This is a genomic window from Bradyrhizobium sp. MI1.4 (assembly GCF_055811315.1).
In genome coordinates this window covers 1-24,688 of record NZ_JBVVPP010000033.1, presented here as the reverse complement: position 1 = coordinate 24,688, position 24,688 = coordinate 1, and the positions used below count along the sequence as shown (strand labels likewise).

The 24,688-nt window shown below is 57.4% G+C and carries 24 protein-coding genes and 1 pseudogene; 17 read left to right on the top strand and 8 right to left on the bottom strand.

Annotated features, from left to right (window positions below; all coding sequences use genetic code 11):
• Nucleotides 1-41: 41 nt before the first annotated feature.
• Nucleotides 42-2,078, top strand: a complete 2,037-nt coding sequence (locus AC0L23_RS27475) for a hypothetical protein (RefSeq protein ID WP_473357552.1) — start codon at nucleotides 42-44, stop codon at nucleotides 2,076-2,078.
• Nucleotides 2,079-2,183: 105 nt separating this feature from the next.
• Complete coding sequence (locus tag AC0L23_RS27470; RefSeq protein ID WP_473297944.1) at nucleotides 2,184-3,653, top strand: exopolysaccharide biosynthesis polyprenyl glycosylphosphotransferase; 1,470 nt, start codon at nucleotides 2,184-2,186, stop codon at nucleotides 3,651-3,653.
• 68 nt (nucleotides 3,654-3,721) lie between these two features.
• Here the strand turns inward: AC0L23_RS27470 and AC0L23_RS27465 are convergent, their stop codons facing one another.
• On the bottom strand, nucleotides 3,722-4,090 hold the full coding sequence (locus tag AC0L23_RS27465; protein WP_473297941.1) for an H-NS histone family protein: 369 nt from the start codon (nucleotides 4,088-4,090) through the stop codon (nucleotides 3,722-3,724).
• Nucleotides 4,091-4,785: 695 nt separating this feature from the next.
• Between AC0L23_RS27465 and AC0L23_RS27460 the strand changes: the two genes are divergently transcribed.
• Nucleotides 4,786-5,172: an H-NS histone family protein gene (locus AC0L23_RS27460; RefSeq protein WP_026233241.1), complete on the top strand. Its 387-nt coding sequence runs from the start codon at nucleotides 4,786-4,788 to the stop codon at nucleotides 5,170-5,172.
• 144 nt (nucleotides 5,173-5,316) lie between these two features.
• Here AC0L23_RS27460 and AC0L23_RS27455 read toward each other — a convergent pair whose 3' ends face one another.
• From AC0L23_RS27455 to AC0L23_RS27445, 3 genes are all read right to left on the bottom strand, one after another.
• Complete coding sequence (locus AC0L23_RS27455; protein WP_473297939.1) at nucleotides 5,317-6,396, bottom strand: nucleotidyltransferase family protein; 1,080 nt, start codon at nucleotides 6,394-6,396, stop codon at nucleotides 5,317-5,319.
• Nucleotides 6,383-7,510, bottom strand: coding sequence for a serine/threonine protein kinase (locus tag AC0L23_RS27450; RefSeq protein ID WP_473357551.1), 1,128 nt, complete (start codon nucleotides 7,508-7,510; stop codon nucleotides 6,383-6,385). The genes AC0L23_RS27455 and AC0L23_RS27450 overlap by 14 nt, the downstream gene beginning before the upstream one ends.
• 211 nt (nucleotides 7,511-7,721) lie before the next feature.
• Entirely contained in the window at nucleotides 7,722-7,967 is a 246-nt protein-coding gene (locus AC0L23_RS27445) for a hypothetical protein (protein WP_085358644.1), read from the bottom strand.
• Nucleotides 7,968-8,663: 696 nt separating this feature from the next.
• On the opposite strand from AC0L23_RS27445, the gene AC0L23_RS27440 reads away from it, so the two are divergent.
• From AC0L23_RS27440 to AC0L23_RS27405, 8 genes are all read left to right on the top strand, one after another.
• Nucleotides 8,664-8,879, top strand: coding sequence for a hypothetical protein (locus AC0L23_RS27440; RefSeq protein WP_085349052.1), 216 nt, complete (start codon nucleotides 8,664-8,666; stop codon nucleotides 8,877-8,879).
• Nucleotides 8,880-11,270: 2,391 nt separating this feature from the next.
• Nucleotides 11,271-12,665: a coiled-coil domain-containing protein gene (locus AC0L23_RS27435; protein WP_473357550.1), complete on the top strand. Its 1,395-nt coding sequence runs from the start codon at nucleotides 11,271-11,273 to the stop codon at nucleotides 12,663-12,665.
• 119 nt (nucleotides 12,666-12,784) lie between these two features.
• Nucleotides 12,785-13,804 carry a TAXI family TRAP transporter solute-binding subunit gene (locus AC0L23_RS27430; protein WP_473297934.1) on the top strand — a complete coding sequence of 340 codons (1,020 nt, stop codon included), beginning with the start codon at nucleotides 12,785-12,787 and terminating at the stop codon, nucleotides 13,802-13,804.
• Complete coding sequence (locus AC0L23_RS27425) at nucleotides 13,801-14,352, top strand: hypothetical protein (protein ID WP_473297932.1); 552 nt, start codon at nucleotides 13,801-13,803, stop codon at nucleotides 14,350-14,352. Before AC0L23_RS27430 ends, AC0L23_RS27425 begins: the two co-directional genes overlap by 4 nt.
• Before the next feature lie 34 nt (nucleotides 14,353-14,386).
• Nucleotides 14,387-14,983, top strand: coding sequence for a DsrE family protein (locus AC0L23_RS27420; RefSeq protein WP_085349057.1), 597 nt, complete (start codon nucleotides 14,387-14,389; stop codon nucleotides 14,981-14,983).
• A gap of 482 nt (nucleotides 14,984-15,465) precedes the next feature.
• Nucleotides 15,466-15,762 carry a hypothetical protein gene (locus AC0L23_RS27415; protein WP_473297929.1) on the top strand — a complete coding sequence of 99 codons (297 nt, stop codon included), beginning with the start codon at nucleotides 15,466-15,468 and terminating at the stop codon, nucleotides 15,760-15,762.
• Between the two features lie 135 nt (nucleotides 15,763-15,897).
• Nucleotides 15,898-16,185 carry a DUF7662 domain-containing protein gene (locus AC0L23_RS27410; protein WP_433994716.1) on the top strand — a complete coding sequence of 96 codons (288 nt, stop codon included), beginning with the start codon at nucleotides 15,898-15,900 and terminating at the stop codon, nucleotides 16,183-16,185.
• On the top strand, nucleotides 16,154-16,396 hold the full coding sequence (locus AC0L23_RS27405; protein ID WP_204510837.1) for a hypothetical protein: 243 nt from the start codon (nucleotides 16,154-16,156) through the stop codon (nucleotides 16,394-16,396). Before AC0L23_RS27410 ends, AC0L23_RS27405 begins: the two co-directional genes overlap by 32 nt.
• On the opposite strand, the gene AC0L23_RS27400 is transcribed toward AC0L23_RS27405, so the two are convergent.
• Nucleotides 16,377-16,907 (bottom strand): hypothetical protein, encoded by a 531-nt coding sequence (locus AC0L23_RS27400; RefSeq protein WP_240543176.1) that lies wholly within the window; start codon nucleotides 16,905-16,907, stop codon nucleotides 16,377-16,379. The two genes, AC0L23_RS27405 and AC0L23_RS27400, sit on opposite strands and share 20 nt — an antisense overlap.
• A gap of 180 nt (nucleotides 16,908-17,087) precedes the next feature.
• On the opposite strand from AC0L23_RS27400, the gene AC0L23_RS27395 reads away from it, so the two are divergent.
• The gene (locus AC0L23_RS27395) at nucleotides 17,088-17,246 is read left to right on the top strand and encodes a hypothetical protein (protein ID WP_018456767.1); all 159 of its coding nucleotides are present in this window, start codon (nucleotides 17,088-17,090) and stop codon (nucleotides 17,244-17,246) included.
• Between the two features lie 672 nt (nucleotides 17,247-17,918).
• Here the strand turns inward: AC0L23_RS27395 and AC0L23_RS27390 are convergent.
• Nucleotides 17,919-18,134, bottom strand: a complete 216-nt coding sequence (locus tag AC0L23_RS27390) for a hypothetical protein (RefSeq protein WP_018456770.1) — start codon at nucleotides 18,132-18,134, stop codon at nucleotides 17,919-17,921.
• An 80-nt stretch (nucleotides 18,135-18,214) separates the two neighbouring features.
• Here AC0L23_RS27390 and AC0L23_RS27385 point away from each other — a divergent pair, with 80 nt between their 5' ends.
• The 5 genes from AC0L23_RS27385 (at nucleotide 18,215) to AC0L23_RS27365 (ending at nucleotide 21,581) form a co-directional block, all read left to right on the top strand.
• Complete coding sequence (locus AC0L23_RS27385) at nucleotides 18,215-18,640, top strand: hypothetical protein (RefSeq protein WP_157642985.1); 426 nt, start codon at nucleotides 18,215-18,217, stop codon at nucleotides 18,638-18,640.
• A 770-nt stretch (nucleotides 18,641-19,410) separates the two neighbouring features.
• On the top strand, nucleotides 19,411-19,779 hold the full coding sequence (locus AC0L23_RS27380; RefSeq protein ID WP_473297926.1) for a hypothetical protein: 369 nt from the start codon (nucleotides 19,411-19,413) through the stop codon (nucleotides 19,777-19,779).
• The gene (locus AC0L23_RS27375) at nucleotides 19,779-19,991 is read left to right on the top strand and encodes a hypothetical protein (RefSeq protein ID WP_085409711.1); all 213 of its coding nucleotides are present in this window, start codon (nucleotides 19,779-19,781) and stop codon (nucleotides 19,989-19,991) included. Before AC0L23_RS27380 ends, AC0L23_RS27375 begins: the two co-directional genes overlap by 1 nt.
• 321 nt (nucleotides 19,992-20,312) lie before the next feature.
• Nucleotides 20,313-20,486 carry a hypothetical protein gene (locus AC0L23_RS27370; RefSeq protein ID WP_162847236.1) on the top strand — a complete coding sequence of 58 codons (174 nt, stop codon included), beginning with the start codon at nucleotides 20,313-20,315 and terminating at the stop codon, nucleotides 20,484-20,486.
• 882 nt (nucleotides 20,487-21,368) lie between these two features.
• On the top strand, nucleotides 21,369-21,581 hold the full coding sequence (locus tag AC0L23_RS27365; RefSeq protein ID WP_018456774.1) for a hypothetical protein: 213 nt from the start codon (nucleotides 21,369-21,371) through the stop codon (nucleotides 21,579-21,581).
• A gap of 99 nt (nucleotides 21,582-21,680) precedes the next feature.
• On the opposite strand, the pseudogene AC0L23_RS27360 reads toward AC0L23_RS27365, so the two are convergent.
• Nucleotides 21,681-21,876, bottom strand: a pseudogene (locus tag AC0L23_RS27360) (cold-shock protein).
• A gap of 396 nt (nucleotides 21,877-22,272) precedes the next feature.
• Nucleotides 22,273-22,572 (bottom strand): hypothetical protein, encoded by a 300-nt coding sequence (locus AC0L23_RS27355; protein ID WP_026233247.1) that lies wholly within the window; start codon nucleotides 22,570-22,572, stop codon nucleotides 22,273-22,275.
• Nucleotides 22,573-24,688: the final 2,116 nt, after the last annotated feature.

The window sequence follows — 24,688 nt, the reverse complement described above, 5'->3', positions numbered from 1 at the left end:
CTCGTAGCGGCTCCACGTTCTCCGGCTAGCGGATCAGCGGAGTGGCCGCACCACAAGATGGTGTTTACATGATTATCCGGCTTGTCATGTTAGCCGAGTTAGTGGCGATCATCGCGGCGCTCGCCATGCCAGAAAGCCTGCAAATCAGGATATTGGCGTCGTTCGTACTTGCAACGGCTGCGCTGGTCGTTGCGATCGTTCCATCATCCGCCTCCCTCGGGCTCGCCAAGCTGCTCCGGCCTGGTCTCGGCGTTGTGCTTGCGGCTCCGGCGCTCTGGATGGCGTCACAGGCAGTGCCGATGCCTATGGGCACACTCGGCAATGCCATCTGGGCAACTGCATCGGCGGCCTTGAACGAACCCCTCGCCGAAATAATCACGGTCGATACCGGGGCGACGATGTTCTCGTTCGCCCAGTATTGCGCTGTGCTCGCCGCTGCCCTTGTCACTGCCGTCGTCACACTTGACCGATATCGTGCAGCGCAAGTCCTGCATATCCTGCTGTTGATAGCCACGATCACCACAGCTGTGTGGTTCGGTAAGGAAACTGCTGGTGTCGCCGGGCCCGATGGCTCAACCGTCGCAGTGCTCGGCCTCTTGCTCTCCTGCGCGACGGCAATACGCGCAGTCGATCAATTTCGGCGCCGCAGTCGGCCAGGAACAATTGGGCCAGCCCCGCTCCCAGCCCTGTCCGCCGCGATCATCGCAATGACTGTCTGCATGGCCGCGCTGCTCATTCCGACCAACTCGACCGCCGTCGTTGCCGCGCTCCTCGGATCAGGAATTCTGCTCTCGGTGTTCGCAATTCGCAGGTGGTTCTTCGGTTTGTGGGGTACCGCTGGCGTTCTCGCAACCGCCGTAATATTTCTTATTGCCAGCGCGACGGTCATTCCGTTCAGGACGAACACCGATCTGACGATCGCTTTGTCAACGAGCAGCCAGATCGCGACAGAACGGATGCTACAGGACGTCCGACCGGCGGGATCCGGTGCAGGCGCTTCGGCCGTTCTTTTGCCGATTTATCGGGACATCGGAAGCGGTGCGCTGCGAGAAAGGCCAACGGCCGCCGCCGCAATTGTTGTGGATATGGGGTGGGCGTTCCTTTGCAGTCTCGTGGTTGTAGCAATGCTCGGCGCTTGTATTCTGATCAGGCGGTCTCTGTCGCGAGCTTACGATTACGTGTACCCAGCCTTGGGCGCTGGCGCTTCGATTACACTGACGGTACTGGCCTTTGCCGACCATGAAATTTTGGATTTGGGCGCATCACTTTTGATCGCCGCGGTTTTTGGACTGGCGTTCGGTCAAAGCGTCCCCGGCGCAGGCCGTGATGCCATATCCCCGGGATCGAAAGAGACTTCAGATTGGATGGGCGGTCCAGCTCCGGCATCTCGTCCAAGATTCGCGTCAGCGCTTGTCACCGCCTGGCCCCGCGTTGCTCTGATGGTTCTTGGTATCACACTGCTCGTGCAGGCAATTTGGATGGTCTTGCCCGCCTGGTATCTCGGTGGTCATTCTTCTTTGCCGACAGGCGTATTGACCGCAGCATGGCCGAATGCGATCTCGAAACCGGCTTCAGTTGCGGCAGCACGTGAAGACCTATGGATCCGAGGGGAATCGAGATCCAGCTGGGATCCGGCATTATCCGCAGACGAGCAAAAGACGGCTCTTCCGGTGGCTTCGAATGCGTTTGCCCGTGCATTACGCTCTTCGCCGTTTCGCGGCGACATTTGGCTCATGCTCGCGGCGGCATCGAAGCACGATTTGACCCGGTCTGGGACGGCAGCGATGCTCAAGATGTCGTACTATACCGCGCCGAATGATTTGGATCTGCTTCCGTTACGGCTATCCGTCGCGTTCGCCACAGACGCTGTGGTATGGGAGCTTGAATTCCGTGACTTGATCAAACGCGATGTCAGTTTCATCGTTACGCATCGGCCTGCCCTCAGGCCGGCGCTTGTGGCTGCATACCGGTTAGCCTCAGCCGACGGGAAGGTCTATCTCGAGAACCTGATTTCGGAGCTGGATCCGTCGTACCTCGACAGCATGCGCGCGCGGAATTCCCGACAGGGATCTCGATAGGTCTCCGAGCAGTGCGACACATTAAATAGCCAAACGAGTATTTTTTCTCTTGAAAGATCTGGTTAATTAATAATATATTAAATATTAACCGCAGGTGTCCTGACAATGAATTTCGTGAACCGACATTTCCCCGATCGGGAGGTTACGGATCGTGTCAGTCCCGAGCCGTCGGTATCCCGCCAGCACAAATGGCCCCTTCGTTACGACTCGATCGAATACGTGGCGCTCTGCGCGGATATTGCGACCATTCTTTTTGCGAGCATCGTTTCGACGTGGCTGAGCAAAGCTCAGAACGGGTGGGCTGCAGGCGACTTAAGCAACGCACTTGGCCTGGCGCTAGTCAGCGCAACATGTCTCGTTTGCCTCTTGAAGACGCACGGCCTTTATCGGCCAGCCGAGCTTCTCGTCCTGCGAAGTCAGATGCGCGCCGTCTGGATTGCATGGGCGTCATTGTTGTTCCCGATATGGGCCGGGTACGGCTTTGCAATTGGCTCGGGCTCTTCTCACCAAGCGGGCACACTTTTCGCTGTCCTGGGCCTGGCCTTGCTGATGGCCGAGCGGTGGGGAGCGAGAGCGCTTCTCGGGAAGGGCCTGAGCGGCAGAAAATTCGCCAGCACAAACATTGTTCTGGTGAGCGACCAGCCGCCATCGAAAAACGCCGGGCTGTCTGAAACGCTCGCGATGCATGGTTATTGCGTCCGAGGCCGGTTCAGCTTGCCCCCAATCGGCTTCGGTCCTGCCTGTCGAAGGCGGCTCACGGCTCGCGTGATTGACTACATTCGCAGCTCCGAGCTCGACGAGGTGGTTGTGGAAGCGAACCCGGAACGATGGCCCGAACTCCGGGCCTTCGTTGCCGATTTGCGGGTCTTGCCGCTACCGGTTGTGTTCGTGCCGGTCGGTACGACATCCGAATTGCTTCGACACCCCACGCGAAGCCTTGGAAGTGCGGTTTGTGTTGAACTCCAGCGTGGTCCGCTTACGCAGCTGGACTGTGCGACCAAACGAATCATTGATCTTTTCGGCGCCGCGCTCGCCTTGACGATACTTGCCCCGCTGCTTGTGCTGGCCGCACTTGCAATCAAGCTGGACTCGCCCGGCCCCATATTCTTTCGACAGCAACGCTGTGGTTTTAATGGCCGGATCTTCCTGATCCGCAAATTCCGGACGATGCATGTGCTCGAGGACGGGCCCGCGATCCTTCAGGCCCATCGCCTCGACCGACGCGTCACCCGCGTCGGCAAATGGCTGCGTCGGACAAGCTTCGACGAACTGCCACAGCTGCTAAATGTTCTCGACGGCAGCATGTCGCTGGTCGGTCCCCGTCCTCATGCCTTGGCTCACGACGGAGAATTCGACAAGCTCGTGCGGAACTACGCCTTGCGCCGCAGGGTCAGGCCAGGATTGACCGGATGGGCCCAAGTCCATGGCTGCCGTGGTCCAACCCCCACATCCATCACGGTCGAAACACGCGTACAATACGATCTGTGGTACATCGACAACTGGAGCCTTCGGCTTGATCTCGTAATCCTGCTGCAAACTCCCATCGAAGTGCTGCGGGGACGCAACGCCTACTAGGCGCACAGGATCACGGCGCTGCGCCGGCCACTTGACCGCAACCATCCCGTCGATCAATGCAGATTAGGTTATGCGCGCTGACGAAGCTTCGGACTTGCATCCCGTATGCGAAAGTCCTCAATTCTCCGGCCAGACTTCATAGCAGCAACCAACCACCGGGGCTGCTTGCCGCGCCCCGACCAGGTCTCTGACGTCTGGGGGTTCCGGTATTTCGGCAGCACCCGCGGATATTTGCGTCTCGCTTTGGCGGCCGGAGACACGCCGGACCCGCTTGAATCCGCCAAAACGGCCGTCCCGCCCCCGAGAACCGCCAGGCGCTTCTCCAATTCGTGCTTTTCTGCCTTAATCCGATCCGATAGGATCCCGCTAATTTCCTCATGAAGCGACCAGAGATCGTCAAGGGACATTGATTCTAATTCGAGTTTCTTAGCTGGCATGCTCGCATCCTGTAGTTGCGCCAAACTTAATATGTCCCAGATCGACATTAATCAAGATGGTGAACTCGGTTTACCCAACAAAATGTATGGAACCGTACTTAAATCCGCGTCCCAGATAACTGCGTCGCAACAGTCAATCAAGCCAAAACAATAGGCCATCCTCATAATTTAATCTCGGAGGGGTAAATTTCACACGTCCAGCGGGCAGCCGTGGAACCATTCAAGCGAACTGATATGACGGGATCACATCAAGCGCCCTACGCGTCATCGCGACGCAATGTTCTCGATGGCTGTCCTTTGTTCTGGGCAATCTCGATATTGCAGCCTCGAATATGCGCCAGCGCCAACGAACTCAATGTCCCTCAGCGCTAGCTGCCTGACCGCGATTTGAGCTTCACGTCCCGAATATCCGAGGGTACAGCCGGGGAAGGATGCCCCGAGTTGAAGACGCCGGGAGGAACTCGATTGAGATACTCCCCTTTCCTGCTTTGCAGCAAGTCATTGGGCTGCAAACCCTCCATTTAATAAAATACCTCTAGTAAAAATTATTAAATCATATATTATTTATTTATTGTGACGTGATTTGAAACACTGGCTTTGGTCCATCGTTTGATTTGGGCGTTCGGGCAATGATGTGCTCGTAAGCTGAGGATGACAGATGGATCAGGCGTCAGTCGAACGGTGACGAGAATGCTATGCGTCGGCAAGATCTCGAAGCCATGGACTTTGAGGAACTCTGGCTCCTTCACGAAGAGCTGACAAAGATACTTGCCGAAAAGATCACAGTCGAGAAGCGAGAGCTCGAAAAACGTCTTGCGCAACTCAACCAGCCGGATCAATTCGGTGAAGCTGAAAGCCGGGCCGCCAACGCCGGAACGAGCGAGCCGCCGCGCCGCAAATACCCGAAAGTCGTGCCAAAATACTTCAATCCACTCCGCCCGACAGAGACTTGGTCGGGACGTGGTAAACAGCCTCGCTGGCTAGTTGCCGCGCTCCAATCGGGGCACACGCTCGAAGAGTTCAGGATTCGCGAGAACGACGAGTCGTCTGATCGGAATGCGGGTGGTCAAGGGCATTCCTAGCACTGCGCAACTGCACAAATGTTGGGCCCTGAGGATTCCGAAAATCTGCCACCTGATGCGCGCTCTGGAGGCGGCTGATGGAAAACTCCGTTCCGTTGAGGAATCTCCAATCCCCTGAAGGCGCTCGTGTGACCGTTACTGGCCTTAGACTTTTCCGGCACGAACCGTCGTGGTCGCGCTCAACAGAAACTGTAAAGTGGACCCTCTTGGCACAGACCACAGTCCACGCCCGCGCATGCCGGCTTGCGCGTAGCCAGAGGTCATCCTCCTCCGGTAATTTCTGAGGTCCAAGACCGTCATTGCGAGGAATGGCACACGTGTGGTCGGAAAGCGTGCTTGGATCAATTGTCGCATGAACTGCAGACGAGGAATCAGTCGGCACCGCATCGAGTGCGGGACCTCGACTCCAAGCAGCGCAGCGAGAGCAAGGAGCTGGGTTTCGACTGCGTTCTTCATCAATCCGCCCGAGATATGAGAGGTAAGCTCACTCCAATCGATGCCCCCGACGGAACTGTTCAGATCTCGCAATTCAAGAAGATGTCGCAGATCGAGGTCACCGAGCCAATAACCAAAGTCTTGAAACTGATCGTGGATGATCAACATAAGCGCTCGGTAGGTGGGCGTGGGAACATACGCGCTCCCCCGCCCCAAGCGCGCAGGGACGCAATGGTTCAGAGCATTTCCCGGGCCACGGTCAAAGTACGCCGGGTCTGAAGCGCCCTGCTGCAGATCAATGGTTCCGACATCCCGGGGCCGGTTCAACTCGACATACCATCTCTTGCTGTTGGGAAGGGTCCGCTCATGAATTTGATAGCCAATTGCGCCCAGAGCGGCGACCGCCCTTTCAGCTTCGTCCGGCACGACCATAATATCCAGATCACACATCAGCCGAACTCCTCGCCGCTCGACAGGTGCTGTGGCTAGCGTTGCCGCCCCCTTGAGCAACACCGGCGTAACTCCCTGGCCGTTCATCGCAATAACGGCCTCTTCCAGTTGACCGGCCAACCGATCGTTGCGCAGCACGTTTCGGCGATGGATCTGGCGGATATAGGTGCACACGTCCTCTGGCAACACCGATGCAAATTGATCAACGAAGTCAATGAGCGCAGGCGTCGTCAACGTCTGGTTTGCGAGCCCGATGACGGAGGTCCACTCCACGTCGACGGGCGGCAAGCCTCGCAAGCAGTTGCATAGGCTTGTCAGTGCCGCACTATGCCTTGTCATCGCACAAGTCCATCAGCAGCTGTCGAGCCTGCGCCGATTCCGAATAGATGAGTTGGAAAGATCGTGCGCCCGCAACAATCCGCTTCAAAGCGAAAAAGCCGGACTGCGACAGCTTCCCGTCTGCGGCAAAAGCGCCCTCAATGAGCCGCTTGATCGAATCAAGCTGATCTAGGGGGGTCAGCTCGACGGGGCCGCTTGCAACCCGGTTCAGAAAGATGATCCAGTTGGCAGCGAGGCTCCCATTGTGCGCATCGGGAATCGGCAAATACCGCACTTCGGCGCCATCGGACCGGCGGTGCGTCACGTCGTTCCAATCGCTATACAGTCGGGATAGCAACCGCCACGATCCCTGCTTGAGGGTGAGGGCAAATGGGATGCCGCAGATCGTTCCGTCAGCCCCAATCAGCGCAACGTCATCGCCGGCATACTGAAATCCAGCGTCTACCAGTTCTAGTGCAAGAGTCGACTTGCCGGCTCCCGGTTGGCCGCACAGCAGCAAGCCCATGCCGCACTTTGCAAGAGAAGCGGCGTGGAGCGCGAAAACCCACCGATTGTTTCGAATAAGTCGCTCGGTGATGTGAGCTTTGATTGTAGGGGCCAGAGCTGCGGCTTCACATCTTTGGATGCTCGCGTCATTCCCACGGAAGAATACTCGGTCGCCGAGCATCATTGTCTCGATCGCAATATCCTCCTCCTCCTCCTCCTCCTCGCCGCTGTCGTCCGTAACACAAAATAGCGAAATCAACTGTTGCGAGAGCTCCCGATTTGCAGCCCGGACGCTGATCCTGCGCTGAGCAAGAACCGTTGAGAAGGCACAATCGGCCGACATTCGCCAGTCGAGATCGAGCACCCCTCGATCGATCCAGACGTTCATCGCCTGCCACGTGAACTCGCGCGCTGCGCGCTCGCCAATGCCTAGCTGCCCAAGCTCCTGATGGACGTCTTCCAAAGAAGCACCTTGTGCCAACTTGCACCAAATGAATGCCCCTAGCTGGTCCAACTCATAGAGCTTCTGCCTTGTCTCGCTGAAAAGCACTGATCGACCGTCCACCAGCGCGAAGATTGCACCCGCGGCGGGTCTCAACGCCAACTCTGCCGATGTTTTTTCCAGCATGGCTATTCCCGATAGCAACGATATCTGTTTCGCCGCCGTGTCGACGCGGTGGCGACAACATCCGGCAATGTCCTGTCCACGGCGCGTTCAAACGAGCTGCAGTTGCCGAGGAAATTCGGCTTGATCGCCGTGCTACAACGGCGCAAGTCCACCTCAGTGCGGATGCACATCGCCTGACTGGGATTCATTTCGAATGACCATACGGCCCCGGTCACGCCGCCAGCTGACCACCCTCGTTCACCCCAGATAGAGAAATATTCAACACTTGTCCTCCGAGAAAGGTCGCCGGCGCGGTCAACCGGTGAGAGTCCAGCAGATAGCGGTAAACTTCGCGAGCAGCACTCCGCTCTCCTAGAACGCGCTCCCTCTCGCTGATGCTCGCTAGCTTCTCGCGCATTTGAGCCAACTGCTTCGCAGCCGAGGTGGAGTTGCGCTTCTTCTGGACTGATTCCCGCATCGTCTCCTCCGACCAAAAAAATTGACGAAAACAGCTTACGTCATTGACAACAATTAACAACGAGATTTATATGATAACAATATAATCAATATTTATTTCATGTTTGAACCGGATGCAACCATTCAAATACCAAGAAGCGGGCCCTGCGTCGAAATAACAGCCGACCGAGAAACAGCGTCGCAGAAATCGCTGCGATGATCTTGACCTCCTGCGTGCGGGACAGCGAAAAATAAAACTCGACGAGAGTCGCAAACCAGACCGACAGCGCAAGGCTTAATTTGCAGGATTAAATCCTAACGAAAAATATTTCGCTGACGAGAGTGGAGTGAAACCGGTGATCGAATTAGCCAATTTGCCCATCACGGGCGATATGATCGTCTTCGTCGCGAGCGGCATAGCACGCGCAAAACTCCCACCCGCTCAGATTGGCCCATTTTCAGTGGCGCCTAAGGAGCTTTCGAGAGACGCATAATCAACGCCCGCGCTGCCGAGCCAAAGAGCGGCGGCGTCCAAGGAATCGCTCAAGCAGCGATCCGGCCGGTTGGAAAAACGTCGTCACGAGCAACCCGCCCTGCTCGAACAAGCACTCCCAGTGTGCGATGCCCCCCAAGTAACCCACACTGAGATGACGACGCACTCCAGCCGGCCGGTTCTCTTTCGTTCGACAACGAATAATAATTTCCTAGGGAGGCTCGCATGGGAATGATCATGGTCAAATGTCCGCAAACCGGTCGCGCGATTCCTACTGGTATTAGGTCGGACCGTGAGGCTTTCCTGCGGAGCGTTGTGTTTTATGGCAATACTCGTTGCCCGGTCTGTCGCGCCAATCACAACTGGTTCGCTCGCGAGGCCTGGGTCGATGAGCCGGTCGTGCGGCCCGGGGAGATATTCGAGGAAGCGCCGCTGTGCTGATGCGTAGCGGGCTTCGGTACAGACGCGGAGCCGAACTGACTAGCATTACACGAATTTGGGCCGACCGCCTCATTTGACGCCCCGTGTGCGGAGTTGACCTGTTGCGGCATGGTTGCCGCACCGATTAGTCTTGGTACGGGCTGGATGCGCTCAATCATGGCGCAGCGTTCATCCAGATTCCTGTCTTGGCGGCTATTTCTGCCAGGGCTTACTGGAGGGATGCGAAATATTTTGGCCTATCGTCGTAAAGCGAACTGACGCCCTCATGAACCGCAAGTTAAGCGTCACACCGGCAGGTCGGCGCAAACTAACGCTTCCGATCGCTGATCCTGCAAGGGCCTGTTTGGGGGTATTGTAGTGAGTAGTGGGGTTTGCAGCCGCTTGGCTGTTCTGCGTCAAACGGCGATGGAGCTCGTTAGCCTGCTTGCCCAATTGCACAGGCTACGAGAGCAAGTGCGAAGGGCGGAAGGGCGAAGCCTCGGAGAACGAGCGAGACTAGGGCCGGCGTCACGGATGCGTAGGCCCCGGTTTGGGACGAGTTGCCGCACGCGGATTCAATGATGGCGAGCGGCGCGCGTAATTTCAGCGAACTCGAAGACGATCGTTTCACGGATCGACCTTGAAGCCTCCGATAACCCTTGCACAGCTCCAAGCCGCCCGATCGCTCCCCAATGAGGCGTGCGCACAGTGGGGTTTCAAGGCAGGCCGATGCGAGTGAAGGCTCTGTGTCAGGAAAAGTGCTGCACTTGGATCCGGCGTCCCTTTCCGGCTCTGACCGAGATCATCCACGAGCGGCATGCTGCGGATCATGTCCCGCACCTGAGTTGGTTTAAGCCTGACTTTTTATCTCTTTTTAGTCTTATGAAGCAGCGCTTCATCTGAAAGACAATTTGAAAGCAAAGCCGAAAGTCGTTCGCGTCAAATCGTTTCGGTAGTCGCGCCACGGAAGGCAAATTTGATTATCCGGTATAATCATAATTAATATGACGCAAAACAGAAAATAAGGTGGGGAAAAATAATGGGAGGAGTGGATGGAGACCGTACGCCGCTTGCGCGCGATGGCGTCGCTGTGCCGACAGACTTCTGCGCATCATCCAGATCGAAGCTGGAAGCTTCTCGCCGAAGCTGAGTTCTGGGAGCACTTGGCTAATGACATGCTTCGCGAGCATTTCGAACAATGCACGGCTGGCTCCTCGCTCCGACCGATCGGACGTGATCCGAATGCCGCGGAATCGAGCGCTCGCATAACCGCGTGAATGCTCTCGCCTAGCCCAAATCCCACTCGGCCGTGTGCGGGGCGTCAGTCCTCTTCAAGGCGCCCCATGGAGAACCAAGCCCTGCCGGCGCCTTCGTCGGGCGGCGCGCAGACCTGAGCAGGGACGCCAAAGCGCGCTCGGCTGCCCGGCTCGGTCCGCTCAGACTACCGAGTTCTGTTTTCTGAGTCCGGAATGCGCTTGTGCGAATCTGTCGTTCGCCGTTGGACTTGCACTTTGGCGTCCAGCACTTTTTCCCTAGTTCGTGCGGCGCGCGGCCGGCTCACTTGGTCCGAAAGGCTGGAGCCCTACCAACTATTCCAGCGATATTTCCGTCGACCTTCGCTGCCGGTATTTTTCGGTTAGGTGACGGTCCAACGATCATCTGCTCCTCGTTGCTCGTGCCGGTGCCAATAGCTCCGATCGGCAGACCATTTTGAGCGTGGCCAGCGCCGGCATTTCTCTTGGCCTGCGCCGCCGCCCGCGACTTCGACGTGGTGGGTTGAACGTCCGGGCTGTTGGTTTGACTGGTGCGGTTCAGGTTTGCACCGGTACCAACGTCTCGTGTCCCTATTCCTGGAGGCGCCGATGGACCAGGGTTGGCGCTGCTCGCATTTGTACCCATGCCGGACGGAGCTGACCCACCAGTGTTGGCGCTGCCCGTGCCCGTCCCAGTGCCGGCACCCGCGGAGCCCGCCACTGCGCCGCCTGCTTGGGCCAGGCCAGCACAGCTACGCTCGTGATAATCGCAATGATCAGCGAGGGGAGTCGGTGGAGCATTGGACGATCTCCTTCTCAAGCGACCGGCAGTATCGGCCGAACATTTAATTGGCGATAAATGATTGAATAAAATAAAATATGGTTTATTTTTGCCTAAGGGTAAATTGAAATTGAGAAACGGATTGACGCATTAATGTCGCGGATGTGGGCACAAGCGCCGATGCAGGCAGGGTCGGGCCTTGAATCGCCCGTTCGCCGCGCAGGCGTGTGGATTGCCTCGGATTGTGTTCGTAGCTGTGCGCGCACCTGCGCAACAAGGTCGGCGTGGGTTGCACCGACTGTCCTGACGGTAATATCGGTTTTGACCATACCCGTTCTCGCGCAGGAGCCAAATCGGCCGGCGAGCGACGCCCATGTCATGGCGACGCACTTGCGCGGCACGACCGGCTCGGGAGGGTGGCCCGCGGCGCGGCTGAAACCATCTGCCGACACGACGCCCCTGAAGCTCGCACAAGCCACAATCAGCAATACCGAGCGATCGCGGCAAGTGCTCGCCACAGAACAGGAGAGGATACGGGCCCTTGCTGCTGACCTTCGAACATGCCGACGAGAGCAGGATACCGTGCTGGGGCTGTTGCAGCATGCACGCGAGCAATGGACCAGCATTGCGGAGGCCACCGAGAATGAAACCGATGAGCTCCAGAAATCGCTCCGGGAGGAGCGCTTGCACACGCAGCGTCTGGAACGGGAACTTGTCAAGGCGCGCAACGATTTCGAAGTGCAGGCACGGCTAAGCCGCGAAATCGGCGCAGAGGGTCGCGAACGCCGGGCACAGAGCGATCCGAGGGAGCTGCAACAGGCTGTCGAGCGGGAGAAAGATCGGGCAAACCGGCTGGAGCAGAATCTGACAGCCGCTCATCACGACCTGGAGACCCAGTCCGCAGAGGTAACCAGACAAGCCGCAGAGATCAGTGCAAAAGAGGCAGCGGAGGCTCAGGTACAGGCAAGCCTCCGACAGGAGCACGATCGTACCAAACAGCTGGAGGAGACGCTCGCGACGACGCGAATCGAGCTCGACAACCGATCCCAGCAGATCGCGAAGGCAACCGAAGAAACGATGCAGACCAAACGAACAGCGGAGAATACCTCGGCTAAACTGAAGCTCTCATTAAAGGAGGAGCACGAAAGAGCAGATGCGCTGGCGCAAGAGCTCTCGTTGGCGCGTTCCAAGCTGTTCGCCTATGAAGCGCAAGCCGCGGCAAACGATGATCGAGCCGAACAGTTGAAAAATCAGCTCCGGCGAGAATGCAACCAATCCGGCCGAGATGAGCAAGAACTTGCCGCAGCGCGCACGAGTATCGGACCGTGGCTACCCGCCGGGGTGTCGGGTGAAGGCGGAGCCGGCAATTCGCCAACAAGGGAACTGCTCCGAACACTGCTGCTGGGATCGCCGCAGGCGCCGCCCGCGCAATTCGCGCGAGAGCTCGTGGTCACAGCAGCTGAGCCGAAGGCGCCATCCCCGGTTCTCCGGAACGAAAACGCCGCCGAACTCGTGCGATTGATCGCTCGCGCAACCGGATTGCTTCGACAAGGCGATATTGGCGCGGCACGAGTTGTCCTGGAGCGTGCTGCTGAATTAGGGAGCGCACCGGCAAGTTTCGCCCTCGCGGAAACGTATGATCCGAGCCTGCTTGCAAAATGGGGCGCGAGCGGAACGCGCGGCGACACGTCCAAGGCGCGAGAGCTTTACGCCAGAGCAGCAGCCGGAGGGGTCAAGGAGGCAAGGGAGCGATTCGACGCACTTGGTCATTAGCAGCATCGGTGCAGACAAATGGTCGTGCGCTGTATCGACAGATCGAACTTAAACTTAGGTGTCGAAGTGAAGAGCGCAGCGGACAAAACAGAGTAGACGTTCCTAGGGGAGCCGGATCGATGAAGCAGCTGGTTGGAATACGCTCTTGGTTTCTCCTCATCGTGATAGCCGCTCCGCTTTTGATCATGGGCTGTTGCCCAGCAATGGCCCAGCAGACTCCGCGGGCGCGTGCGGATCATGCAAGGGCGGAAATTGCGGCCATGAACGATTGGACTGTCGGAATAGCCGGAGGTCTGCTGGAAGGAGCTCCCATTCGGCTTGCCGCGGAAATGGCGCGAGTGGCCGATGATGGAACGGACCTCCACGTGCTGCCCATCGTGACCCGTGGCGCAACCGAAAACGTCAATTCGCTGCTGTATTTGCGGGGCATTGATGCAGCAATCATCAATTCCGACGCACTTGACGAGTACAAGAGCCAAGTGCCGGACATCCAGCGACGGATCACCTATGTGCTCAACCTGTTTCCATCTGAACTGCACGTATTCGTCAGGCCCGAAATTCAGAGCTTGAGTGATCTGGTCGGAAAGAAGGTCAATTTCAACACCCAAGGTACCGCCGCAGCTTATTCGGGCCCGCTGATCTTCAGCCGGCTGGGGATCGAGGTCGATAAGGCATTCATCCCCCATCAGGTTGCGATGGAACAAATGCGCAGGGGTGAGCTGGCCGCCGTCGTTTTCATAACATCGAAGCCGGTGGATGCATTCATACGTGGTCGCTGGGATGCCGGCTTCAAGTTCTTGCCGGTCCCCTACGAGAGCAAGTTCGAAGATTATTATCTGCCATCTTGGCTGGACGCAGCTGATTATCCAAACTTGATCAGGCAGGGGGAACGCGTGACAACTATTGCCGTTCCAACCGTGCTGGTCGCTTTCAATTGGCCGATGAAATCCAATCGCTTTAATCGTGTGGCGCGCTTTGTCGACCGCCTGTTCTCGCGGATCAACAAACTGCAGGAGCCCGGTTTCGATCCGAAATGGAAGTCGATCAACTTGGCGGCGACGGTCCCTGGCCTGACGCGTTCTCCCGCGGCGCAGGCCTGGCTCGATCGTCTGCCGCGTTCGAGCCAGGCGGCGCAATGACGTTCACCCTGATCGCTCTCGTCGTGACGCTCGCGATCGCAAATGACCTCGCTCGGGCCCGAGGCGCCGAAGACCCTATGGCGCCGGTTCGCGTCTCTGATCGGCCCGCAAATGGAGCCGGGGCGTGGATCGTCAGCGAGACCACCTCGCCAGTTGATTATTCATCGATCATCAAGGCGACACTACCATCTCAAGGGGACGCAGCAATGAGCCTGTCGATACGCTGTCGCGGCGGCCTGACCGAAGTGTTGCTTGATGGAGCCGGCCTGTCGGGCCGTCGCGAGGATTACACCCTATCCCTGCGCATCAATGATGATCCACCTCTTCAGGTCTCATCAATTACGTCGGTACGCGGTGTCGCGCTTGAAGGCGATGTCGTTCGCCTGTTGCAATCGATCCCCGGCCACAGCGAACTTTCCGTGCATGTGTCACGCCGAACGGGGACTAGCGCCGGTGCAGTGTTCGCTCTCGATGGTATCGAGAGCGTACGTGCAAAATTGGCGGCAACATGCAAATGGCCACGCGCGATCGCGAAGCCCAACAATTGATCATGAACCTCAGCTTGCTTGGAGAAACAACATAATGCACAAATTTCCGAAGATTATCACAGCGATGATCGCGACAATCATCTCGCTCCCGGTCGGGCTGTCTAGTTCCGCGGCACAGGAGACTCGCCTGCTCTCGGCACAGCCCAGTTTGCCTGCAGCCTCAACACATGGCGCGGCAAGAACGCACGCGAATTCATCGGCGCGGGCCGCGACGCCAAAACAATTTGAGCTGGCGCGCATCGCGCCATCGTCTGCTGCCAAGAAAGAGCACCGCTTAATCCTTCAGGTCAACACAAGCGACTCCGCGTCAATGAATCTTGCATTGAACAATGCACTCAACGTCGCGCAATACTACAAGGAGGTTGGTGAAGGAGTGAAAGTGGAGGTGATTACCTTCGGCCCCGGCCTCCATATGCTCCGCGATGACACATCGCCGGTGAAAGCGCGAATTGAGGAAATGGCTCTGAGCACGCCGGAAGTATCATTCAAAGCCTGTGGAAACACGCAAGAGAAAATGCAAAAGGCCGAAAATAAAGACATTCCGATCGTTGCCCAAGCCCAAGTGGTGAGGTCGGGCGTCGTTAGGGTGATGCAGTTGCAGGAGCAGGGATGGACCTACGTCAAGCCATGAAATGGCGACCAGACAATGTCTATCGAGCGGCTAGGTGCCGGCCTGCGGTCGCGACACCCCGATCGAGTGGGTCGCCGCAGCCGATGCAAATTGACTGGCCTCGATCGGGACAGATCTATCGCGCGCTATTGACCGGGCAGCGCCAGACCGACTGTCTGATCATGCGCACGAGAGCGACTTCGGGAGCGGGTTGAGCGAACATCGGTTCGTCTCAGTCACTTGCGAGGTCTGGTAGCAATTTTGCGGGGCAGCCCCTGCCCCGCCCATCCTACTCGGCCGCCTGCTAAGGTCGATTGTCCCGTAGCAGCATAGGGTATCGGAGATGCAGGGCGGCGCGAGCTGTGACGCACAGTGCTTCGATTTACGTCAGTTCTGATGACCTCTTTTTCGAGGGCAAGCGATTAAATTACACTGGATTTTATTTTGTTAACGCGTCAGATTTCTAAACTTAAAGCGAGTCGATTTTACGTTGGGGATGTTAAATGGCAAAACCTGCCGTTTCCCGTAATGCCTTTCGAGCGTTATTCGCTCTTTATGCGAAAGCTGATCACAAGCACAATGGCGATTATTGTGTGTTGAAGCTGCCTGGATCCGCTCAAGTCATTCCTGATCGGCTGCTACAGCAGTGGTCGCACCAGGCTGATCTACCCGGCGCTGAAGCCATCGCCAGCACACTGGAGCCGCGCACCCGCGAGATCGTGAATGGTCGTAAACGCTATGACCACGCCAGCGACTTTCTCCACGTGCTGCTGAGAGACCTAGAGCTAAGGGAACACTGAAGAGACGTCGCTGCGTCAGGCTCCGCGAGGTCTTGCAGACCTGAATGATAATGCCTTTTGCCTCCGCGCTCTATATGCACCAGTCTGCTATTCCAATGCCGGGCAGCCGGCCCATTTTGTCGATATGGTGCTCGCATGCCGAGGTCGATTTACCAGCCATTGCATGAAAGGCTGCGAACGGAGAACGGTCAAAGTCTCCGCCTCACCTTTTCAGAAATTGAAGCGATCTTGGGGAAGCCTCTGCCGAGATCGGCCTACACCTTCACTGCGTGGTGGAGCACACTGAAGAGAGCAGGTCCTCAAGCGAGAGCCTGGATATCCGCTGGTTATCGTGTCCGGGTCTCAATGAAGCACCGCATCGTCGAATTCTATCGTTCTGATGTGAACACCAATGATCGTCATGGAACGCCCTGGCTGCATTGAAGCTTCCCATGATGGCGGACCTATCAACCTCGGTGTTCGGGACAAACTGCGAGAACAAGCCGGCGCAGAATCAAGTTGCAATTTCAGGGCCGCAGCGAAAACTGCTGCGGCCCTGTTTTTGAGCGGAAGCCGCGAACCGGATGCTCCGGAACGTGGCGAGAAAACTCTAACGGGAACGCTGCGCGATGGCTTTAAGCCGCATGAGGGTTGACGATGGTGTACCCTCGCAGGGAGCGCGGGTGAATTCGCGTTGCGTGCCCACCTGAGTTGGCATCGTACGCCTTCCAGATGTCACCAGCGATGTGCTGTTCAAGGACGAAGACGTGTCCACGTCGCGCGGCAACCATTCCCGGTGCTGGCGAGGTGCGGGGAAAGCGCAGCCAATTGGCTGCGAGGTTCAGTTCCGGTACTACCCGACCAAACACTCGGATCGCCGCACCACATCCGCAGAACGATCGAGGGCAACCGGCCGGACGACCGCTAACGATCTCGCTACTTAAGGCCCCTGAGCTGGCCACAGACATCCGTAGGCTAGCAACGGCACCTCGCTGCAGGCGCGGTGCCGGTCTCGTGTATCTCTGCGCCTGCACCAGCGAAGATGAAAAGTCGCATGGCATAATCACGTTGCATTCAGGTGGCAAAGCGGCGCGCAAGGGGCGCGCTTCAGATGAAATGGATGTCGCAAAAGCGAGCAATAAAGCTACGACTACTCGAGTGAACATGCAGGACTCCGGGTTAATAGCCCTGCCCCCGACGCGCAGAAAGCGCCTTTTAATTTGACGAAATTAAGTTGCAAAACTAGCATTAAATAGGATTTTATGGCCGAGTTAAATCAAGAAAGGAACGTTTCGATTTGCCTCGAGTCCTTGTGCGACCGATCCCTTGTTGTCGTGGATCGATAGATGGAAAAGGCAGTCGCCTACGCAATCTCAGCGGCCCTCGTAGGTATCGGTGTTTTGATACTGGTCGTTGGCCTGTCCTCCAGCTCGCCCGCTTTGTGGGTGATGGTCGCGCTCGTGCCGATCACGATCGGGATCGTGAGCGCTTTTGGCCCCGTGTAAGGATGGGGAAAACGGCCGATGCGTCAGATCGTCTGCATTTTCCGAATCGCGCCTCTGTGCACGCTCTCAACTGGTTTCAGATTTGCGGGTACACGCGCGTGAGCCATTTCGTCTCTATGCTTCTGCTTGCCCTCGCCCTGACGCTGACCTTGTGCTTCGGGGTGGCAGCCTGGCGCGTGTCGGCCGGCAATGACGTCGAGATCACCGCAACGATTCCGCATGGGGAATACGGATGGAGATCGAGGTCGAGGAACTGAATGCCTTGCGCTCACCCTTCGGCTACATCCTGGCGACTATGAACGTGGACCTTGACGACTCGCCATCGAGCGGAGGCTGCCCCGCGTCTCCTACCGTTCCTGCCTCGGGCTCGCCGACGGGCCTTTAGGACCGCAGGTCGTCCGTTCGCAACATAGCGATCAGGTTCGCGACCGCCAGCTCCAGGTGCGGCAGGGCATCACAGGGCTCTGCGGCATCGAGATCGTCTACGTGCCAATTCTGGACCCGGTCCGCGATGGCCAGGAAAGCGGCGTTCGACCATCGATTGATGCTCCGCCTCTTTTAATCCTATGACGATATCTGCTTGCCGGAAGTCAGGTAAGGTGCACGGCAGCGGAAGTTCATCAGCATCGTTGCCGAAAAATCCCCGACACGCGGCGAGGTCATAGCTTACCGTCAACTATTCTGACGAAGGAGGAATGGCATCAGCTTCTCAAAGATTTCTATCCGAAAGCGATCAATCTCCCAACTGAGCGCATCGCTGAATCCCGCGGCATACGCATGGATGATCGCTCGGTCCGCAGTCACTTTGGTCGTCACGCCATTTACGACCACCGAGCCTGTCAGGATCTTTCCGTCCCATTCAACAGCGCGACCATAACCCACCGACATGGCAACTCCAAACACAAGAAGGGTTGGTCTTATGCCGCACCAGGCGGTTATCTCACACCCACGTCGTCGCTTGTTTGTTCGTGCTGCCGCTCATCGTCCTCATCTCGGATAAGTTTGTGAGATTAGCGCAAACCAAAGCAAGGCACGACTGCGCACCACAGTCAGTTCCTTCCGATTCTCTCGATGAATTCCAACGCGGCTGGCGCAATGTCATCGAACTCGACAAAGCAGCGGCGCAGTTCATCTGCGATCTCTACGGTTACATCACGCGACCATCCCTCAACCGTGTTGAAGACCACGATCCGAGCAGGGTGCTTGTATTGACCTTCCATTATTTGGCGCATCAGCGTCGCTCGACCAGTGTCGTCTTCGGAGGTTTCGCTCCAGGCACGGCCGAGCCCACCTCCATAATCCTCGAGCACAAGATAGACGTCACGTGGATATGGATGAGGCACGATGGACGGAGAATGAGGCATGATCCCAAAACTCTGAAAATCGTCATTTAATTTCTATATTAAACTATATTAAATATGGAATTTCAATCTAATTTACAGCCGTCCGGCTGCGCTTTCGATCGGTCGACACTGCCTATCGAGCGACCCACTCGCCGGCACACGCGCTTTTGGAGGCGAGCAAAAAGCGAGCCGTGGGGTAACGGCGGCGGCGATGGCTGTCCCGACGGCAAGGACGACAGGGGCCGCTAACGTTTTTCGGAGGCACGGCGGTTGGTACGGGCGCCAATTACCGCGTTTGCCCGATTCCTCTCCTCAACTGGGCGATGCAGTCGGGCCCCAGCTTTCCCCACTGCCCCAAGGCAAGGCTCATTTTGTTCGGCTTGGAACGACTTACTGATTGCCAAGTTTTCCCGTGCCTCCCCAAGGGGCAGCTGCCTTCACCAAGGCGGCTCGATAGCCCCAGCTTCACCGCCCTGAGGCTGGGGTCCTTTTGCTGTCTGGATAGCTGCAGACTCAGGAGGGCGTTGATGCAGGGTTATAGCTCGATCCTTCTTGTCCAACGGTTGAACGACCTCGTTTGTCAACTGTCAGAGCTGGAAGATCTGCGGCTTAAAGTCCAAGAGGCGGAGCGACGCGCCTCGGCTGTACCTGCATTGCAGTCGCCTCCGAGCACTCAATCGCAGCGACGGCGAGCCGCGGGGGAGCGGACCCCCGAGGAGTGACTGGAACCCGATTTATCCTGCGTTAGCGAACGAGCGTAGAGGCTGTGCAGCTCGACTGCCCTGAAGGGAGTGAACTTCACGATCCTCGCGTGGTAGGGCTTGAGCAAGGGGCTTCGCATTCCGCATTTATCTTCGGCTTTCTCGCGCGACAACACGCGCCAGTCAATTATCCGCGCAGAGCGACTGGCCGCCGAACTGATTGAAAATATCGATCGGCTGTTTGCCCCTCTTCCTCTCGATGAGGGAAATAGGGCGCAGCGCGCTCGAGCGGTCGACCAGCGCAAGCGTGTATTGGCGGATTGGCGCAGGCCGCACGCGACAGCAATGGCGGTGAGACAGCATGGCGTTCTGAAGCCTTGCCCCACGCTGATGTTCGTCAATGGCGCCAGCGAACTCGACCAAAGCACGACCAGGACTTACGTGATACCTGCGTCATGCTGCTCGATCGGGCTGGCTGCGACTTGCTGATGACCTGCGACATCACTGGGCATTCATACCGAAGCGCGCAGACCATTGTGAAACACTACCGCGCCCGGAAGGCGGCTCAGGCCGAGTCCGGCATCGACTGGCTTGAATTGCAGGTGCGGAAGGAAGGGCTGAACCTGGATCGTCATTCTGTCGGTATTCAGCGGTGCATGGCTCCGGCCAAAGCCTTCGGCTATGCGCGCTCTCGGGCGTGAGAGAGGTGCGCGTGAGCTAGTTCATGTCCGCGCTGCTAGTGGTGACTGCGTTGACGCTGACCCTATGCTTCGGCCTGGCAGCCTCGCGCCAGTCCACCGGCAGGGCAGCCGATTTCACCATTGCCTCCCAAAATTCCAGACTGGGACGCGGATGGGATGCCCCTGAAGACTAATGGCCTCGCCTCGGAAGCAGTAGCATGGCTTCCATTGACGGGGGCTCCCCACCTATCGTGAGCACCGCATCATCAACCGGCAATAAAGGATCTGGAACTATCTTACACGTAGGTTCTTCCGTTCTGATTGGCCACTGGGGGCTAACAGATGACGGATGAACAGCTAGCTCTTCAGGCTGTGAGTGACGCCCAGCGCATTTTGGAAAAATACTTAGAACCGAGGCCCCGGAATAACGAGCGCATCATCTTGGACAAGCTGGTGGAGGTGCTCGAGCGGCCAGATCTTCTGGTCGCTGTTCATCGGATGCAGCGCGGCTCGTAAGCGCGCCGTTGCTGGTCGGCTCGTGCGAATTCGAGCCAGTCCTCAGCAAGCTTTAGCCACGGCTCCGCGTCGACGGGACTGACGGGCTTGCGCCGTCCGTTCCCTGCACACGTCAGCTAACTGGTAGAAGCGAAGTACATCTTCAGACATGCAAAATGACGCGACTAGGCCCATCACCCCGCCTCAAGAGTATCGCCTCTTCCGACACTGCCTGTCGAGTATCTTACATATCATCCTGATTGGGTGACTCCTCGCCCACTGTGCTAACTGGCAACCCCGCCGGCCCGCAGACGCTTTCAAGTGCCGGCTTTGCCGGTTGCCAGCACCATATAGGCAGACGCCGCGTCACAACTCAGCAGGTGGCGTACCAGCCATCAGGAAACGGGAGCGGAGGCCATTCGCCCGCGGTGTCATTCGCGGCCTCCGGCTCGGCGTCGATTGGTCCACCTGCCGAAGGACGCCACGCAGGAGGCGCACTCATAGGGGTGCTGGTCGGAAGGCGCTGTGCTGCCGAAGTGCATAGACTCTATCGAGGGCATAAGTGCACCCCGCGCTCTTGATATCTCGCAATTAAATAGACAATGCATTTATTAAATATATTAAATGTTTGACTTGTTCAATCGCGAAATGATTGAATAGGTTTGTCCTACGGCGCCCGTGAGCGCGGCATTTTGAGGCCAGCGACCATGTCCTTGGCATTCCCGCACTGGCTGATGATCGCAGGGCGGGGTGACGGCTATATTGGTGTCCTCGTCAGCGGAAAGAAAGCGAACCGGGTTGATCGACCGCCAGGCGAGCCGATCGATGTGCCGGCTTTACCGCTCCTCAACTCGCATGACCCGCAGTAGCTCGCGCGCGTTCCGCTAAGAGCGAGGGTTAGCAATGGCTGTCAGAATTGAATGGGGTCCGCTTGAGGCGATAACGAACGTCCGCAACGAAGCGTGCAAGGCCCGAGACTTCATCATCCAATCCCATGATGGACACGTGCAGGGGCAGATTGTCGTGCCTGACGACGCCGATCAGTTCGTCATGGGGGCATGTGAAATCCGGCTTCTCGAGCTGCTAAAGGACGCCATCAAGGAACTGGAGCGGTGAAAGCGCCGAAGATTGCCGCCAAAGCGAGTACTAAATTCGATACGTGGTCAAAGCGCCCGGCCCGCCTGTGCGAACCGGCGGGCCCTGTCCCAGCCACGCCTACCGTCTCAGATTACCTGCGGACTGCTCGCCCCGATCGCTCACGATCTCGTAGCTCACCTTTGCACCTTCTGCCAAACCACTGAAGCCAGCCTTCTCCACCGCTGAAATGTGGACAAACACGTCCTTCCCGCCGTCGTCGGGCTGAATGAAGCCATAGCCTTTGGTTGAGCCACTTCACAATACCTGTCGCCACGCACGTCTCTCCTAAATGACCGTCGCCACATGCCAGAAGCTGATAAAAACGAAAAGCCCACCAACTTAGGATTTAGTTCAAAATGCGAGTTGGATGAATGACCGCCTGCACTGGGACAGGCGTCATGTTGCCTACATGAGGAAGGCAGCCAACGTGAACCGGCGCCCTCCCGTCAATTTCCCACGGTGGACCAGCAGGGAACGAACACCTCGATAGGGAGCTTGAGAATCTTGCCGGCTCCTCGCGAGCTAACTGAGCGGCCGCGGCCACCCAAAATTCGGCCTGAAGCCGGAGCAATCTCACTGCTGGCGCCTACACAGCCGGGACGAACTCGTCGGCTTGGAAATGGCCCGCCGTGTGAGCCGGCGAATTTTTGTCGCAATCAAATGCGACGCGCTAACGCACTGAGCGCAGATAATGGTCTGGTCGGTTGGCGCGATTCATCTCGGCGAAGGCCTTCCCCAACTCTTCCGCCGTATGCTTCGCCTTGAAATTCTCCCATGCGATCATGAACCGCCCCTTCGCTTCATCGAGTGAGCCAGCTTTCCCGAACGGCGGACCGGGAAGCGTCACGATGCACGTCCACAACCAGAACCCCGGGGAGCATTCGTTGGCGTAGCGGATGCGCCCGACTAGCTGCCGGTCCTCGTGAACCGTGTAATCATCCAGGCCTATCATCCGCAGTGTCAGAGGCATTGTGGCTTGCCGCAGGGTAGAAACGAAGATAAAGCGCGGCGGATTACATTGTGCCAATTAAACCTCGCCTGACCTGCGCGGCGAGGAACCCGTGTCCTCACTGCGCCGTTGCTGTCTCGCTAGCTTGCCCAAGCTGGCGGAGCGGCTCCGGCGTACCTCAAAAGCCAACCCTGAAGCCGGGGCCGTCTCTCCGCCATCGGTCTTTTCGGAGCATATGTTGTTGCGCGGCGCACAACGCAGGTCCTACCGCCATAACCCCAGCTTGAGTCACGACCGCGTGCAGGAAACCGTTTCGAGCCTCACACGCAATGACGCGAAACAACGCCCTCCAAGACTGAACGGCATTGACGTCCTCTCGAGTAGAGTAAGATGAGGAAACTATTTTTCGGTGCGGCCTTACTCGCGATCGCATTCGTGGGGTGTTCAACGATTATCTCGGCCGCTCTTTCTGCAGCCCGGGAGCCAAGGCCGCAACATTCTCCGAACGCTTTGCGCCCGCGCTGAAGTCCGCCTCGAGCGGCTAAATGCACTCATAGCCGTTATGAACCTGATCTGGCGGCGCCTTGCTTACATGATACTGGCCGGCATGCGGTCTAAGCTCGTGAGAGCAACGACTAAAACGACCGGTGTGACTGCCGGGTCATTTTTCCACTTTGACAAGATAAATCGACCGCACGATGCGGCGAGCTGACTGAGACGATCATGCGTGATCGCGCGCCGCTTCTCATCGGCTGTTAGTTTCTCGCGTCAGTCAAATCGTGACGAGAACAATAATAATTGCGATTTCAACCAGTAACACCGCTGCTGTCATGGTGGGGACGATAAAAACGTAGCCATGCGGAGGATGATCCGCCTCACCATCGGCCAAGAAACGGCCCCTCACATCTCATGGCGTAAGCAGGGGCGGGATGCGGGAGCCGTTTCTCGGTGGCCAGACGCGTTCGTCCGGCGCCAGGCACTCTCAAATTAATTCTATTTTAAATATCGGTCAACATTTAAATTGGCATTAGATTATTTATTTATTTAACAATGGCCCTATGCTTTAAAATCGCCGGCTTGCCTTAGAGCGAGCGCATCCGTCGTTCCCCATCCTTTGCTGCCTCGCAAGAGAGCAGGACGTATCCGCGGACAAACGCGTGCCGGCTGCTATCGCGCATGGCACGGATTGGACCGAGCATTACCCATGGATTGCCGCAGCCGCTCTGAAGAACCGCCAGAAGCACTTCGTTGTCGAGGGTGAGGAGGTAGTGCTTGGCGTCGATGACGTTTCCGATTTCAACGCCCTGCACTCTCTGCCAGGCAGCTTCAATTTCCCGCGTCTCCGTTGGATTTTTTCAAAGATCCGGTGGCTATGGGCAAGCAGATCCTCGCGCAGTTCGACCCGTCGAAGATACTCCCGAAGGCACCGAATCTGCCGATGCCTGACCCCGCCCAACCCTACTGAAGCGGGCCGCGACCTGGACCAGGCTCAATTGCGCTTTCAGCACGAGGACGAGAAATTGCTTCCTCGCTTCTAGTCAAGCAAAACGGCCTCGGGACTTAATGGGGCGGTTTCTGCATCCAGGCTCATTTGTTTTAGGGACTGACCGCTCGATAAATCTCCGGCTCCATGCCTATGAACTCACTTCGGAGAACGACACGTATGGCGCACGAACTGCAATTTCTCTTTCTCCACGAGATCACGCAGGAGCAGCCCACTGGAGAGGTTCCGAAGCACGACCCAATCCCGCTCCTGATACTCATTCTTGATCCTCCCAACCGTGTTTGCTGCAAAGTCTTGCGCAACCCGTTGGCTCCTTCGCTTAGGCCGCCCACATACGCCATGATGAGAACTGTCGGAGCGAAGCCCAGCAGGCACGCGACATCTATTGCTTCTGACCCTGTTGATGCTGTCTTGGTTGCCATCACCTTGAAAGCCAAAGAAAGATAACTGTCTCGGTAGCCGTCGCACGTGCCCTTGACGGCGGCGAGAAGAGTCCTCGGCTAGGATTTCTGACGTTCCGATGCTCGCGCACGAAGCTTCGTTTCTCGTGTAGCTGGTCGTCCGTGAACAAGGTTCTAAGCGATTGAGCAGGAGTCTCTTTTTCGGATTCGAGGCGGTTTGAGATTGCAGGGA